Annotated in this window: 13 protein-coding genes and 1 pseudogene; 12 read left to right on the top strand and 2 right to left on the bottom strand. The window is 26.8% G+C overall.

Annotated elements, in window-relative coordinates; translation table 11 throughout:
• The first annotated feature begins 7 nt into the window (after nucleotides 1-7).
• The 10 genes and pseudogenes from sufB to ACYQ1T_RS12280 all read left to right on the top strand — a co-directional run.
• The gene (sufB, locus tag ACYQ1T_RS12235) at nucleotides 8-1,417 is read left to right on the top strand and encodes a Fe-S cluster assembly protein SufB (protein ID WP_459835147.1); all 1,410 of its coding nucleotides are present in this window, start codon (nucleotides 8-10) and stop codon (nucleotides 1,415-1,417) included.
• A 10-nt stretch (nucleotides 1,418-1,427) separates the two neighbouring features.
• Nucleotides 1,428-2,525 carry a Fe-S cluster assembly protein SufD gene (gene sufD / locus ACYQ1T_RS12240; protein WP_459835149.1) on the top strand — a complete coding sequence of 366 codons (1,098 nt, stop codon included), beginning with the start codon at nucleotides 1,428-1,430 and terminating at the stop codon, nucleotides 2,523-2,525.
• The gene (locus ACYQ1T_RS12245; RefSeq protein ID WP_459835151.1) at nucleotides 2,518-3,753 is read left to right on the top strand and encodes a cysteine desulfurase; all 1,236 of its coding nucleotides are present in this window, start codon (nucleotides 2,518-2,520) and stop codon (nucleotides 3,751-3,753) included. The genes sufD and ACYQ1T_RS12245 overlap by 8 nt, the downstream gene beginning before the upstream one ends.
• A 1-nt stretch (nucleotide 3,754) precedes the next feature.
• Nucleotides 3,755-4,177: a Fe-S cluster assembly sulfur transfer protein SufU gene (gene sufU, locus ACYQ1T_RS12250; RefSeq protein WP_459835153.1), complete on the top strand. Its 423-nt coding sequence runs from the start codon at nucleotides 3,755-3,757 to the stop codon at nucleotides 4,175-4,177.
• A gap of 329 nt (nucleotides 4,178-4,506) precedes the next feature.
• Nucleotides 4,507-5,883, top strand: coding sequence for a [FeFe] hydrogenase H-cluster radical SAM maturase HydG (gene hydG / locus ACYQ1T_RS12255; protein WP_459835155.1), 1,377 nt, complete (start codon nucleotides 4,507-4,509; stop codon nucleotides 5,881-5,883).
• 9 nt (nucleotides 5,884-5,892) lie between these two features.
• Nucleotides 5,893-7,080, top strand: a complete 1,188-nt coding sequence (gene hydF / locus ACYQ1T_RS12260) for a [FeFe] hydrogenase H-cluster maturation GTPase HydF (protein ID WP_459835158.1) — start codon at nucleotides 5,893-5,895, stop codon at nucleotides 7,078-7,080.
• Between the two features lie 150 nt (nucleotides 7,081-7,230).
• On the top strand, nucleotides 7,231-9,822 hold the full coding sequence (locus ACYQ1T_RS12265) for a 3'-5' exonuclease (protein ID WP_459835160.1): 2,592 nt from the start codon (nucleotides 7,231-7,233) through the stop codon (nucleotides 9,820-9,822).
• A 17-nt stretch (nucleotides 9,823-9,839) separates the two neighbouring features.
• Nucleotides 9,840-10,706 carry a DMT family transporter gene (locus ACYQ1T_RS12270; protein ID WP_459835164.1) on the top strand — a complete coding sequence of 289 codons (867 nt, stop codon included), beginning with the start codon at nucleotides 9,840-9,842 and terminating at the stop codon, nucleotides 10,704-10,706.
• Between the two features lie 29 nt (nucleotides 10,707-10,735).
• On the top strand, nucleotides 10,736-11,050 hold the full coding sequence (locus ACYQ1T_RS12275) for a hypothetical protein (protein ID WP_459835167.1): 315 nt from the start codon (nucleotides 10,736-10,738) through the stop codon (nucleotides 11,048-11,050).
• A gap of 108 nt (nucleotides 11,051-11,158) precedes the next feature.
• Nucleotides 11,159-11,611, top strand: a pseudogene (locus ACYQ1T_RS12280) (AlbA family DNA-binding domain-containing protein); the annotation flags it as partial.
• 91 nt (nucleotides 11,612-11,702) lie between these two features.
• Here the strand turns inward: ACYQ1T_RS12280 and ACYQ1T_RS12285 are convergent.
• Complete coding sequence (locus ACYQ1T_RS12285) at nucleotides 11,703-12,506, bottom strand: N-acetylmuramoyl-L-alanine amidase family protein (RefSeq protein ID WP_459835169.1); 804 nt, start codon at nucleotides 12,504-12,506, stop codon at nucleotides 11,703-11,705.
• Between the two features lie 174 nt (nucleotides 12,507-12,680).
• Between ACYQ1T_RS12285 and ACYQ1T_RS12290 the strand changes: the two genes are divergently transcribed.
• On the top strand, nucleotides 12,681-14,045 hold the full coding sequence (locus tag ACYQ1T_RS12290) for an MATE family efflux transporter (RefSeq protein ID WP_459835171.1): 1,365 nt from the start codon (nucleotides 12,681-12,683) through the stop codon (nucleotides 14,043-14,045).
• Nucleotides 14,046-14,118: 73 nt separating this feature from the next.
• The gene (locus ACYQ1T_RS12295) at nucleotides 14,119-14,274 is read left to right on the top strand and encodes a hypothetical protein (protein ID WP_459835173.1); all 156 of its coding nucleotides are present in this window, start codon (nucleotides 14,119-14,121) and stop codon (nucleotides 14,272-14,274) included.
• A gap of 69 nt (nucleotides 14,275-14,343) precedes the next feature.
• On the opposite strand, the gene ACYQ1T_RS12300 is transcribed toward ACYQ1T_RS12295, so the two are convergent.
• Nucleotides 14,344-15,447 carry a DEAD/DEAH box helicase gene (locus tag ACYQ1T_RS12300; RefSeq protein WP_459835175.1) on the bottom strand — a complete coding sequence of 368 codons (1,104 nt, stop codon included), beginning with the start codon at nucleotides 15,445-15,447 and terminating at the stop codon, nucleotides 14,344-14,346.
• Nucleotides 15,448-15,686: the final 239 nt, after the last annotated feature.

A 15,686-nucleotide genomic window follows, 5' to 3' on the forward strand; every position in this document is an offset into this window, starting at 1 on the left:
ATTTAAGTTGGAAATGAAAAAAAGAACATATGTAGATGAAATGGATAGAGGTATCTATGATATTAAAAATAAGGATGAGTTTAGCTTTAAGTCTAAAAAAGGTTTAACTAGAGAAATAGTCGAAACAATTTCTAGAGAAAAAAATGAACCAGAATGGATGAGGGAATTTAGATTAAAATCTTTAGAGATATATAATAGTTTAGAACTTCCATCATGGGGACCATCTTTAGAAGAATTAGATATGGATAATATAGTAACTTATGTAAGACCTAAAACAAACTTAAATGAAAGTTGGGAGAATGTTCCGGAAGATATTAAAAAAACTTTTGATCTTTTAGGAATACCGGAGGCAGAGAAAAAATCATTAGCAGGGGTTGGAGCACAATATGATTCAGAAGTTGTTTACCATAGTATAAAGGAAGACCTTGTTAAACAGGGTGTTATATATACTGATATGGAAACAGCGGTAAAAGAACATGAAGATTTAGTAAAAGAGTATTTTATGAAATGTGTTACAGCAAGAGATCATAAGTTTGTTGCTTTACATGGAGCAGTTTGGTCAGGGGGATCATTTGTTTATGTACCAAAAGGTGTTGAAGTAGATATTCCACTTCAATCATATTTTAGATTAAACTCACCAGGAGCAGGGCAGTTTGAACATACATTAATAATTGTAGATGAGGGCGCAAAGTTACATTTTATAGAAGGTTGTTCGGCTCCAAAGCATAATGTTACTAATTTGCATGCTGGATGTGTAGAACTTTTTGTAAAGGAAAAGGCTACATTAAGATATAGCACAATAGAAAATTGGTCTAAAAATATGCTTAATTTAAATACAAAGAGAGCAATAGTTGATAAAGACGCTACAATAGAATGGGTATCAGGTTCCTTTGGTTCAAAAATATCAATGTTATATCCTATGAGTGTTTTAAGAGGAGAAGGAGCAAGAGCAGAGTTTACAGGGGTTTCTTTTGCAGGAAAAGGACAAAATTTAGATACTGGAGCAAAGGTTGTTCATGCAGCTCCAAATACTTCATCTACAATAAATTCAAAATCAATATCTAAAAATGGTGGTTCAGCTATCTATAGAGGTGTTATTAAAGTAAATGCAAATGCATATAACTCAAAATCTATGGTTTCATGTGAATCATTAATGTTAGATAGTATATCAAAATCAGATACAATACCAGTAATTGACTTAATGAATGATGAGGTTGAAATTGGACATGAAGCTAAGATAGGTAAAATTAGTGATGAAGCAATATTCTATTTAATGACTAGAGGAATAAGTGAAGACGAGGCAAAGTCAATGATTGTTAGAGGATTTGTTGAGCCAATATCAAAGGAGCTACCTTTAGAATATGCGGTAGAAATGAATAACTTAATTAAACTAGAATTAGAAGGAAGTATTGGATAGGAGTAATAGTATGAAAAATATAGAGTTTAAAAATTTAAATAAGACACCGGTAAGAACAAAAAACTGGTTGAAAATTAATGATATTACAATTGAAAATTATAAAATGCCTAAAATTACTCCTTTTAATAATTTAAATATTAAAGATATAAATGGAATAGAAATTATACCATTTGAAAAGAATAATATTTTTTCTTTTAGTAAGAATTTTGATTATGGGGTTTCTAAGGAACTAATAAATCAAGGTGAAAAAGATTTTAACCAAGGATATTTAGTTAAAATAAATAAGGATTTAAGTGAAGAAGAAGCCGCAGTAATTGAATTTAATATAGATAAAGATAATAGTATATTAGTTGATAATATTATTATAGTAGCAGAGGAGAATACAAAGGGAAAAATTATATTAGTATATAAATCAGTAGATGATACTTTAGGATATCATAATGGAGTATGTAAAGTCTTTTGTAAAGAAAATAGTGATATTCAATTAGTTAATGTAAATTTATTAAATAAAAATACTGTTCATATTAACTCTACAATTGCAGAAGTTAAGGAAAATGGAAATGTAGATTTTATTTCAATTGATTTAGGAGGAAAATATAGTATTACTAATTATCATGGAGACTTAATAGAAGATAAATCTAATTCAAGGTTAAATTCATTATATTTAGGTGGAGAAAGTAAAGTTATAGATATAAATTATATAATGAGCCATAAAGGGAAGTATAGTAATTCAGAAATAATTACTAAGGGAGCCTTAAAAGATAAATCAAGTAAAATATTTAGAGGAACATTAGATTTTAAAAGAGGTGCAGAAAAAAGTGTAGGAAATGAAGAAGAATACTGTATGCTTTTATCAAAAAAGGCAAAGTCAAAAGCGGTTCCTTTATTACTTTGCGAAGAGTATGATGTTTCAGGAGAACATGCAGCATCATCAGGAAAAATAGATGAAGATAAATTATTTTATTTAATGAGTAGAGGTTTAAGCTTTTTAGATGCTAGATTATTGATTATAGAAGCCACATTTAATCCGATAATAGATAAGATAAAAGATGAAGAAATAAAAAATGAAATATTAAAAGAGGTTAAGGAGCAATTAAAAAATGAATAATTATGATTTTAAAAATGACTTTCCTCTTCTTACAAATACTGAAAGTGGACAGAAAACTATATATTTAGATAGTGCAGCAACAACTCAAAAGCCAATTGAAGTAATAAAAGCTATAGAAGAATATTATGAAAAATATAATGCCAATCCTCATAGAGGAGCGTATCAGTTAAGTGTACTAGCAACAGAAGCCTATGAAAATGCAAGAAAAAAAGTTAAAGATTTTATAGGAGCAGAAAGCGAAAAAGAAATAGTTTTTACAAAAAATGCAACAGAGGGGTTTAATCTTTTATCTATGTCATATGGTATTGAGAACATAAATAAGGGAGATGAAATAGTTATATCAATAGCTGAACATCACTCTAACTTAATTCCTTGGCAGCAATTAGCAATGGCAAAGGGAGCAACACTTAAGTATCTTTATATAAATGAAGATGGAGAACTAAATTTAGATGAGGTTAGAGAAAAGATTACAGAAAAAACTAAGATAGTAAGTATAACTCATGTATCAAATGTATTAGGAACTATTAATCCAATTAAGGAAATAATAGAAATTGCACATTCTAAAGGGGCGGTAGTTATTGTAGATGGAGCTCAAGGAGTTCCTCATTTAAAGGTAGATGTAAAAGAGTTAGATGCAGACTTTTTAGTGTTTTCAGGTCATAAATTATTAGCACCTATGGGAATAGGAGTACTTTATGGAAAGAAAAAGTTACTAGAAAAAATGAAGCCATTTTTATATGGTGGAGATATGGTTGAATATGTTTATGAACAGGAAGCTACCTTTAATGAAGTTCCATATAGATTTGAAGGTGGAACTCAAAATGTTGAAGGGGCAATTGGACTTTCTAAAGCTATTGAGTATATTGAAAAGATAGGTTTTGATAGGATTGTTGAAATTGAAAGAGAACTTGTAGAGTATGCAATGGAAAGACTTAGAGATATGCCATATATAAAGGTATATGGACCTAAGGATAATAAAAAGAGATGTGGTGTTATATCCTTTGAAATAGATGGGGTTCATTCTCACGATGTTGCATCAGTATTTGATAATTTGGGAATATCGGTAAGATCAGGAAATCACTGTGCACAACCTTTAATGAGATATATGGGAATAAACTCAACATGTAGAGCAAGCTTTTATTTCTATAACACTAAGGAAGATGTAGATAAGCTAATTTATGCTATGAAAAAGGTATATAATATGTTTGAGAAATGGAGGGGAAAATAATATGGATTTAAATTCAATATATACAGAACTTATAATGGAGCATAGTGTATCAAAACACAATAGAGGTCATTTGGAAAATCCAGATAAATGTGAAAAGGGTCATAATCCAAGTTGTGGAGATGAAATAACATTGGAGATAAAATTTAAAGACAATATTATTGAAGAACTTTCTTTTACAGGAACTGGATGTGCTATTTCTCAAGCATCTACATCTATGATGATAGATTTAATAAATGGTAAAAGTAAAGATGAAGCACTTAAATTAATTGAAACTTTTATTTCTATGATTAAAAGGGAAATTAAAGATGAAGAAGAGTTGGAAGCATTAGAAGATGCTATAATTTTAAAGAATATTTCTAATATGCCAGCAAGAGTAAAGTGTGCTGTACTTGCATGGCATACAATAAAAAATGCAATAGAATAAATTAGGTATATTATGGTTATGTATCCGTTGACAAATAATATTAGTATGACTATTATAAATATATGGACTTCATATTTTAAGAGAGTTTTCTTTTTAAATGTGTACCATATAAATAAAATTATCTAACAGAGAAAAGAAATTTAATCTGAAAGAGATGAGATTAAAGTTAATAGTCTTCACTAGTAATTTGTTTAACTAGTGATTTTAGGGTATGTAATTTTAGCAGAGTTTCTTTTTAGAAATTCTGCTTTTTTTAATATAAAAAAAGATGCATATCTTGAAGCTTTAGGATAATTTTAAAATAAATTTAAATGTGGAGGATTTATTTTATGTTTATTAATCATGAGTTTATACAAAACACTTTAGAAAAAGCTAAGTATGCTACAAAAGAACAAATTGGAGAAGTTTTAGAAAGAGCTAAAAGTAGAAAAGGATTATCTTATGAAGATATAGCTATTTTACTTCAAATGGAAGATAAAGTTCAATTGAAAGAAATGTACAAGCTAGCCGGAGAAATAAAGGAATCTATTTATGGGAAAAGAGTAGTGGTATTTGCACCATTATATGTAAGTGATTATTGTGTTAATGATTGTGTTTATTGTGGTTATCAAAGATGTAATAAATTTACAAGAAGAAAGCTAACTCAAGAAGAAGTTGCATCAGAAGTTGAAATTTTAGAAAGTATGGGACATAAAAGATTAGCATTAGAACTAGGAGAGGATCCAGTTAATGCTCCAATAGAATATGTTTTAGAATGTTTAGATACAATTTATAAAACTCAAAAAGATAATGGTTCTATAAGAAGAGTAAATGTAAATATCGCAGCTACAACAGTTGAAGAATATAAAATGTTAAAGGAAGCTGGAATAGGAACTTATATATTATTCCAAGAAACATATCATAAGGAAACTTACGAAAAAATGCATCCAAAATGTTTAAAAAGCAGTTATGAGTATCATTTAACAGCTTTTGATAGAGCTATGGAGGCAGGTATTGATGATGTTGGTGCAGGTGCATTATTTGGACTTGCAGATCCTAAGTTTGAAGTTCTTGCATTAATGATGCATAATGAACATTTAGAAGAAAAGTATGGTGTAGGATTCCATACTATATCTGTACCAAGATTAAAGCCAGCAGGAGGAGTAAGTCTTGAAAATTTCCCTAACTTAGTAGATGATAATATGTTTAAAAAGATAGTAGCTGTTTTAAGAATAGCAGTACCTTTTACAGGCTTAATTCTTTCAACTAGGGAAAGTGCAAAAATGAGAAAAGAATTGTTAAAATATGGTGTTTCTCAAGTTTCGGCAGGTTCAAGTACTGGCGTTGGAGGATATAAAAGTAGACAAGAAGGCAAGGAGTCAAGTCAATTTAAAACATCTGATGAAAGAAGTCCAATGGATATTTTAAAGGAACTTTTGGATGATGGGTATATACCAAGCTATTGTACAGCATGCTATAGAAAGGGTAGAACTGGAGAAAGATTTATGTCTATGGCTAAAGCAGGAACAATACAATATGTATGTGGACCTAATGCATTAATGACATTAATGGAGTTTGCAGTAGATTATGGTGATAAGGAACTTTATAAAAAGGCAAAGGAAACAATAGAAAGAGAAGCTGAAAATATAAATAGAGAGGATATTAAAACTTTACTAAAGAATAATCTTAAGAAGATTGAAAATGGAGAGAGAGATTTTTATTTATAGGAGAAAAATATGAATAGTACACCAAATGCTAATAGAAAGCATATAGCCTTATTTGGAAAAACAAATGCAGGTAAATCTTCATTATTAAATAAAATACTAAATCAAGAGATATCATTAGTATCAGAAAAAGAAGGGACCACTACAGATCCAGTAATAAAAGCAATGGAACTTATTCCATTTGGTCCAGTTTTATTTATAGATACGGCAGGACTTTATGACAGTAGTGAACTTGGTGATTTAAGAATCAAAAGAACAAAGGATATCTACAAGAGAGTTGATTTAGCTTTATATATTATGGAAGCTAATAAGTGCAATGAAAAGGAATTAAATGAATTTAAAAGCGAAGCTAAAAAGTATAATTTTCCTTATCTTTTAATTATAAATAAAATAGACACTATTAAAGAAGATAAAAAAGAAAAATTAAAAGGGAAATATAATGAGGCTATATTTGTAAGCTGTAATGAAAATTTAGGTATTGAAGAACTAAAAATTAAAATAATAGATGCTTTAAATGAGGAAGATGAGGAAATTTCTCTTATAGGAGATATAGTCCCTTATAACGGAAAAGTAATTTTAGTAGTTCCAATAGATTCGGAAGCTCCAAAGGGAAGAATAATACTTCCTCAAGTTCAAATAATAAGAGATTGTTTAGATAATGGAATTAAAAGCTATGTTGTAAGAGATACAGAACTTAAAGATGCTTTAAAAGATTTAAAAGATGTAGATTTAGTGGTTACAGACTCTCAAGTATTTAAAGAAGTTGATAAAATAGTACCAAAGAATATTCCTTTAACGAGCTTTTCCATTTTATTTGCAAGACATAAGGGCGATATAAAAACATTTATACAAGGTGTAAAAGAAATTAGAAAATTAAAACCTGGAGATAAAATATTAATTTCAGAAAGCTGTTCTCATAATATATCTCATGAAGATATTGGAAGAGTAAAAATACCAAACCTTCTAAATAAATATGTAGGAGGAGAGTTAAATTATGAGTTTAGAGTAGGACATGATTTCCCAGAAAATATAAATGAATATAGTCTTATTATTCATTGTGGAGCATGTATGATTAATAGAAAAACAGTTATTAATAGAGTAAATTATTGTAATGAAAAAAATATTCCAATAACTAATTACGGGGTAGTATTAGCATTCCTAACTGGAATTCTAGAGAGAGCAACAGATATAAATTATTAAATTTATACTTTAGGCTTATAGAAATAAAATTAATGTTTATTTCTATAAGCCTTTTGTAAATTTAAAGATAAAAGACGATATATAAATATGGTATAATTATAAAAAATATATAATCGTTAATATACTATTTCCTTGAAAGAAGGTGAAAAAATGAGTTTAAATAAGGAACAAAATATTGTTATAAATGAATTAGATAAAAATATAATACTACTTGCATCAGCAGGCACTGGGAAGACAGAAACTTTAGCCAAAAGAATTACAAATATAATATCTAGAGAAAAAGCAAAGCCAAGTGAAATTCTTTGTATTACATTTACAAATAAAGCTTGTAGAGAAATGGAGGAGAGAATTTCAAAAAGATTAGGAGGCAAAGCAAAAGATATTACAATTAAAACATTTCATAGTTTTTGTTTTGATATAATAAAATCAGAAGCTAAAAAAAGAACTGATATATTTACAGATTTTATGATTTTCGATGAAGAAGATTGTAAGGAGTTAATCAAAACTTGTAATTATATGAATTTTTCAATAGGACAATTACAAAGATTTATAGATTTCATAAAAATTGAAAGAGCTAAACTAGATATTTATTCAAATAATATAATTGAAGATTACAATAATGTAATAGCGTATGTATTTAAAAATAAAGAAGAAGTTATAAATAATATTTGTACAGAAAAAGGACAATTTAATGGAAATCTAAAGAACTTTTTTATTGTAAAAGGTGGAATTTTAGTTAATACATATAATTCATTATTACATAATAATCATGGTTTAGATTTTGCAGATATAATTGTTAAAGTTAAAGAGTTATTTAAAAGTAAGGATGTTATTTTTAAATTAAGTGAGAAATATAAATATATAAATATTGATGAAGTACAAGATACAAGTACATTAGAATATTCAATAATAGAAAGGATATTTAAAGATAATAATATTCTTATTTGTGGAGATATATTTCAAACTATTTATGGGTGGCGAGGTTCTGAACCACTAAATATATTTAAGGAGTATAAAAATAAATATAATCCAATAGAAATAGTATTTTCTAAAAATTATAGAGCAACTAAAATTTTAACAAATGCTTCTTTGGATTTTCTTAGAAATGCCTTTAGTGATGAAGTAAATGAAATCTATAAAAGTGATATAAAATCAGAGTCTGTAGAAGTAGGAGAAAAAATATCTTTAAAGGTTACAGAGGACTTATTAGAAGAAGCACATTTTATAATAGATGAAATAAGAAAGTTAGAGGAAGCTGGATGTGATTTATCCAAGATTTGCATTTTAACAAGAGATAACAATTATAACATAGCTTTAAGTGATAAAATAGGTAAAATAATAGAAAGAGAAGGTGCAAATTTTAGTTTTATTCTAGTAGATCAATTTAAGTTCTTTAGAAGACAAGAAGTTAAAGACATAATCTCATTTTTAAAGCTAATTTGCAATAGATATGATTCAATAAGTTTAAAAAGAATAGTAAAAAGGCTTCCAACAGGAGTAGGAGATAAAGCTTTTGAAGCAATAGATTCAAAGAAATACAAAAGTATTGGAATAGAACTTTGTGATTTTATAGATATAGGCGTTAGAGAATATGGTGAAAAGTATGGAATGTTACTTAGAGAATTTTCAGAAGATAATATAATTATTTTTGATGTAGAGAGTACAGGGATAGATGTAACTTCAGATGAAATTATACAAATAGCAGCTATAAAGATAAATAGAAGTGGTGATGTTATAGAGGTATTTGAAAAGTTTTTAAAAAATAAAAAATCAGTTAATAATTCAAAACATGTACATGGTTTTTCAGATGAATTTTTAAGAGAGAATGGAGAAGAAAAAGAAAAAGTTCTAAGGGAGTTTATAGAATTTTCAAAAGATGCTGTAATAGTAGGACATAATGTACAATTTGATATAAATATATTAACAAGTGAAGCAAGTAGAGTTAAAATTTCAAAACCTAAATTTAAGGGATTTTATGACACTTTAGATATATATAGAAGATTTTATCCTAATTTAAAGAATCATAAACTTGAAACTTTAAGTAATATATTTAATACAACTCATAAGCCAAGCCATAATGCTATGGATGATATACTTGCAACTAAGGAACTTTTAGTAATGGCAATAAAAAATGATATTACTAAAACATCTTTAGAGAGAATGACATTAATGAATAATCATTTAAAAGCATTCTCTAAAATAACAAATAAATTAGATAAACTTTTTAAAGAATCATTAGAATTAAGGCCATTTGAAATAGTTGCATATATTATAAATGAATTTCATATTAAAAGTCTTTATACAGGTGAAGAAGGGAAAGAAAAAATAGAGAGGCTAAGGGATTTTTATTATTTACTTAGGGAAATAGATGATAAGGAAAAAAGCAATAGAGATTCTCTTTTAGAAATAATTAAAATAACTTCACTTTCAAATGGAGAACTTGAAAATCTTATGATTAATAGAGCTAAAGCTGTAAGAATACCAATAATAACGGTACATCAAGCAAAAGGATTAGAGTTTGAAACTGTATTTTTATCAGGATTAAAACAAAATACATTTCCATCATATATGTCAGTTAAAAGTAACAATTTAGAAGAAGAAAAAAGAACATTTTATGTTGCTATAACAAGGGCAAAAAAGAGATTATATTTAACTGCTAATAGAGATGGAGGATATTTTAGAAAAACAACACAAAGTACTTTTATAAATTTAATTCCAAAAAAATATATAGAAAACAGATAAAATTTAAGGAGTTTAAAATGACTAATAAAAAAATTAATAATACAACAAAGGGAATATTTTTTATAATATTATCTGCCTTTGGTTTTGCAATGATGTCTACTTTTGTTAAACTATCAGGAGATTTACCATCACTGCAGAAAACATTTTTTAGAAATTTAATATCTACAATTATTGCATTTGCATTTATTGTTAAAAATAAAGAGAGCTTTTTTGGAAAAAGGGAAAATCAAAAAACTCTTATTTTAAGATCTACATTTGGAACTTTAGGTATAGTTTTAAATTTTTATGCAATTGATAAATTAGTTTTATCAGATGCTAATATGTTAAACAAACTTAGTCCATTTTTTGTTATAATATTTTCAGCATTATTTTTAAATGAGAAAGTTAAGTTAAGACAAGGCTTAGCTATGATGATTGCTTTCATAGGAGCACTTTTTATAATTAAGCCATCTTTTAATTTAGATATAATACCAGCAATAGCAGGATTCTCAAGTGCTATATTTGCAGCAGCAGCTTATACTTGTTTAAGAGTTTTAGGAGGAAAAGAAAAGTACTATACAATTGTTTTTTACTTTTCACTATTTTCAACTGTAACTATATTACCATTTATGCTAATAATATATAAATCAATGTCAATAATGCAATTAACATACTTAGTTTTAGCAGGTATATTTGCAAGTATAGGTCAATTTGGAATAACAATTGCATATAAGTATGCTCCAGCAAAGGAAATATCAATATTTGATTATTCAAATATAATATTTTCTGCAATAATTAGTATTGTAATTTTTGGAGTATTACCAGATTATTTAAGTGTAATTGGATATATTGTTATATTTAGTGCATCAATTTATATGTATATATACAATAGAAAATCAAGTTAATTAATATAAGAAAATAGGGGGAAGAGGTTATGGAGAAGTCAGCTAAAATAATTACTTTTATAGGAGATGTATTAGTTTCAATTGCTTGTATTGTGTTATCAGTAACATCAATTGTAGATTCAGCAATATGGATTTTAGTAAGTATTCCTGTTATAGTATTAGTTTGGGTAGGAAGAAGATATGCAATAGGAAAACAATCAAAGAAGTGGTCAATAGCAATGTTAATACTAACTGGTATATGGGGATATTATTTAACATGGTTTGGAATGATAGAACTACTAGGATATTTGATTTATATAATTTATTTAAATGCAGAAGAGCAATCTAATAATATTTATATTTAAATAGGACGAAAGTTCTATTTTTTTATCTTTTATAGTAGGTATAAAAGGTTTTCACTATATGTATGTAGAATGAATAATATAATAATATAGTGTAATGAGGTGGCTGTAGTGAATAAAAGAAAGATAAGGTCGCTTATAAAACGAGAAGAGGGTCTTAAACTAGATTTTAAGCTTAAACTACTTCTAAATTACGAAAGTGGCAAAAAGGAGCTAGCAAAGGATATTTGTGCAATTGCAAATTCAAAAGGTGGTAGAGGATATATAATAGTAGGAATTGAAGATAAAACAAAGAAAATTGTTGGATTAAATAAAGATGAATTATTTACTGAGGAACAGATACAACAAATTGTATCTTCAAGATGTGAGCCACCTATACCAGTTTCAGTAAGCAAACATTTTATTGATGGAAAATGTATTTGTGTAATAATTATATATAATGGTGACCAAAAACCTTATCAAATTAGAGAAACAGGTGCGTTTTATATTAGAAGAGGATCAACTACAGATGTTATGAGAAGAGATGAATTAATAGAAGCTATTGAAGAATATATAGGATTATCAAGATAATATAAAACCTTGAAATTATTAAAATGTATCAGCTTTTCTTTTGAAGATATTTTATATATTTCAAGGTTTTATTTTAAATATAAATTTACTGATGGTTAGATAAATTTTCAATAGACTTATTAGAATAAATTTCTTTATATTTTAAAATCCCATTATAGATTGCTAAGGCACAATTGGCTTGACCTTTTTCAGAAGATAGAAATTTCTCATCCTGAATATTACTTAAAAAACCTAGTTCTATTAATGTAGATGTGGCTGTGTTAAGTTCAAGAACAGCAAGGGCATCTTCGGGCTTTCCATAGGACTTAAGCCCTCTATCAACAGTATAGTTTATATTGGCAAGCTCTTTTTGAATTAAATCAGCTAACATTTCACCATCTTTACTATTAGGTTTGTACCAAGATTCTACACCTTTAGATTCCTTTGAAGCTTCATTGCTATTACAATGTATAGATATAAATAAGTCAGCTTTAAATACTTTAGGAATATTTATTCTTTCTTTTAAGCTATCATTAGCAGTAGATAACCATGGAAGAGAATCATTTGTTCGTGTATAAACTACTTTTATTTCATTTTCTTCAAGAAGTTTTCCAAGTTTTAATGAAACATTAAGTACTATATCCTTTTCCATAGTACCATTTTCTCCTTTTGCACCAATATCCCAATCACCATGACCTGGATCTATACAAACTATATATTTTTTTTCATCAGTAGCAATTTTTTTAACTGCTATTTTTTTATCATCTTGTTTCATAGTAAATATTAAGGTAAGTGATAAAATAAAAAATAAAAATAAAAGAAAATTAACTCTTAAAATAAACTTTCTTTTTTGCTTACGTTTATATAAAATTTTACGTTTTTCATCGATATTAAAAGTATCTTTTTCCATAATAATTACCTCGTATACTTTATAGAATATAAATCTATTATACATAATAAAATAATAAATGTAAATAAATGGAAAATATAAAATTTTCATTTTGTTAATTATTATAATTTATTTAGTGTATATTATTATGATATAATAAGTTTTCAGAAATTATGGAAAATGGGAGAATTTATAATGAAAATAACAAGAGATAGAAAATTTTATAGGTTACTTTTAAGTATTTCATTACCAATAGCTATTCAAAATCTTATAACTTTTGCTGTAAGTATGATAGACACTTTAATGGTTGGTTCTTTAGGGGAAGTACAATTATCAGCAGTTTCAATTGCAAATAATTTATTTTTTGTTTTAATGATATTGATGTTTGGATTAGCAGGAGGGTCTTGTATAATGACTTCTCAATATTGGGGTAAGGGGGATAGAAAATCAATACATAAAATACTTTCTATAATGTATAGATTTTGCATTATTATAACATTTATATTTATAGCAATAGCAATTTTTATTCCAGGAAAGTTTATGAATATATTTACAACTGATAAGGCTGTTATCGAAGCAGGAAAAAGCTATTTAAGAATTGTCTGTATAGGTTATTTGTTTTATTCAGTAACTAACTGTACTATTATGATTTTAAGGTCTGTAAAAACAGTTAAAATTTCTATGGTTGTATATAGTGCTTCATTAATAGTAAATGCATTTTTTAATTGGGTTTTTATATTTGGTAATTTAGGATCACCTGAAATGGGAATAAAAGGTGCGGCTATTGCAACGGTAATGGCACGTATTACAGAGTTTATTATTATAATTTTGTTTATGAAATTCTTTGAAGAAAAAATACGTATAAAAATAAAAGATTTCTTAAATATTGATAAAGTAATTTTTAAAGATTTTATTTCAATATGTACTCCAGTATTATTCAATGAACTTTTATGGTCAATAGGTGCTTCAATGATATCAGTTGTGGTTGGAAGAATGGGAACTGATGTAGTTGCAGCAAATAGTATAAATGGAGTTGCACACCAATTTGTTACAGTATTTATATTTGGATTATCAAATGCTACATCTGTAGTTATTGGAAATACAATTGGTGAAGGGAGAGGTGAGAAAGCAAAGGAATATGCTCATACAATTGCATTATTTAGTGTTGTAATGGGAGTAATGGCAAGTTTAATTATTTATATTATAAGACCATTTGTAGTAGATTTTTATAATGTATCATCTAGTACAAAAGCAATAGCTATGGAGATAATGAGTATAACTTCAATTATAGTAATATTTCAATCTTTAGGAGTAAATATGCTAATGGGAGTGTTACGTGGTGGTGGAGATGCTAAATTTGTGCTTATTAATGATATAATTTTTATGTGGCTTGTTGCTATACCAGGAGGGTTTATAGCAGCATTTGTATTAAATTTACCAGTAGCATTTGTATTCTTAATTATAAAATCAGATGAAATATTAAAATCTATTATAAGTATATTTAGAGTTTCAAGTGGAAGATGGATTAAAGATGTTACTAGAGACTTTGTTGAATCTTAAAATATAAATTAAGAATAAATCTTCTTAATTAAGTAATACTAATTTTGAATAAACTTAAATAGGAGGAATAGTTATGAAATCTACAAATAAAAGAGAACATACTAAGGATAACTACTTAAAAAATGGAGTTAAAACAAAGGAATCAATGTCTAAAAATAGTTTTATAAATACTACAGAAGAACCAGCATTAAATGAAAGTGGTATAGAAGCTAAGAAAAGAGGATTCTAAATAAATATAATCTAAAAAAAGCTAACTAATTCTATAAGTTAAATAGTATTAGTTAGCTTTTTATAAAGGTTAAAGAATTCTTCTAGGTATTTTAAACTTTATAGCTTCTTCAATTTCTTCAAGAGCATTTTTATTTTTAGGATCTATAAACATACATGTATACCCTTCTTCACCAGCTCTTCCAGTTCTACCTATTCTATGTATATAAGCTTCAGGGCTTTCAGGAATATCATAATTATAAATATGAGTAACTCCAGTTACATCAATACCTCTTGATGCCACATCAGTAGCAATAAGATATTGAATATCAGCATTTTTAAATGATTTCATAATTCTTTCACGTTTTGATTGAATTATATCACTATGTAGTTTAACGCAATTATAACCTCTTCTATGTAATGCAATTTCTAAATCATCAACCCTTCTTTTAGTTCTACAGAAAATAATAGCCATAAATGGATTATCTTCATCTAAAACTTTACATAAAGAATCTTGCTTCCATCTATCAGTTGTTTCAACAACTTCTTGTTTTATTGATTCTAGTGTTATCTGTTGCTTTTTTATACTTATAATAACTGGGTCATTCATATACCTATAGGCTAATTTTTTTACTTGTGAGTCCATTGTAGCAGAAAAACATATAGTTTGACTTTTTTTAGGAACTTCTTTCATTATTGCTTCAACTTCATTTTTAAAACCCATTAAAAGCATTTGATCAGCTTCATCTAAAACTATAGTTTTTAATTTAGATAAATTAATTGTATTTCTTTTTAAGTGATCTAATAGTCTACCAGGTGTTGCAATAATTAAATGGATTCCACCATTTAGTTTTTTAAGTTGAGATCCAATATCTTTACCGCCATAGATAGATAAAATATTAATATCCTTACCTTTTTTTAATTTAAGAGCTTCTTCAGTAATTTGTATGGCAAGCTCTCTAGTAGGAGATATTATTAAGCCTTGTATATTATTTATTTTTGGAGAAATGTTTTCGAAAATTGGAAGTAAAAAGGCAAGTGTTTTACCAGTTCCAGTTTGAGCTTCACCAATAAGATCGCTACCATTTTTTATATAGTTAATACTTTCTTCTTGAACTTTTGTAGGAGTTTTAATTCCTGAATTTTTTAGCACATCTATTAAATTTTCACTAATTCCTAATTCTTTAAAATTCATTATAATTACCTTTCTTAGTATATTTATATTTTTATCAATTAATAATATCATATTGTTTTAATTAATGCTAATTAAAACAATAAATAATATTATTACAAATAAATTAATTTATTTGTAAAAAGGCAATAAATAACTAAAAATATTAAATAAGAATATTTGTGAAATAAGGAGAACTTTTATAAAATAAATAGATATGATTAATGAAAATGTTTAAAAGGTAAAATAAGGTATAGACTCTT

The sequence above is a fragment of the Clostridium carnis genome, from assembly GCF_054657435.1.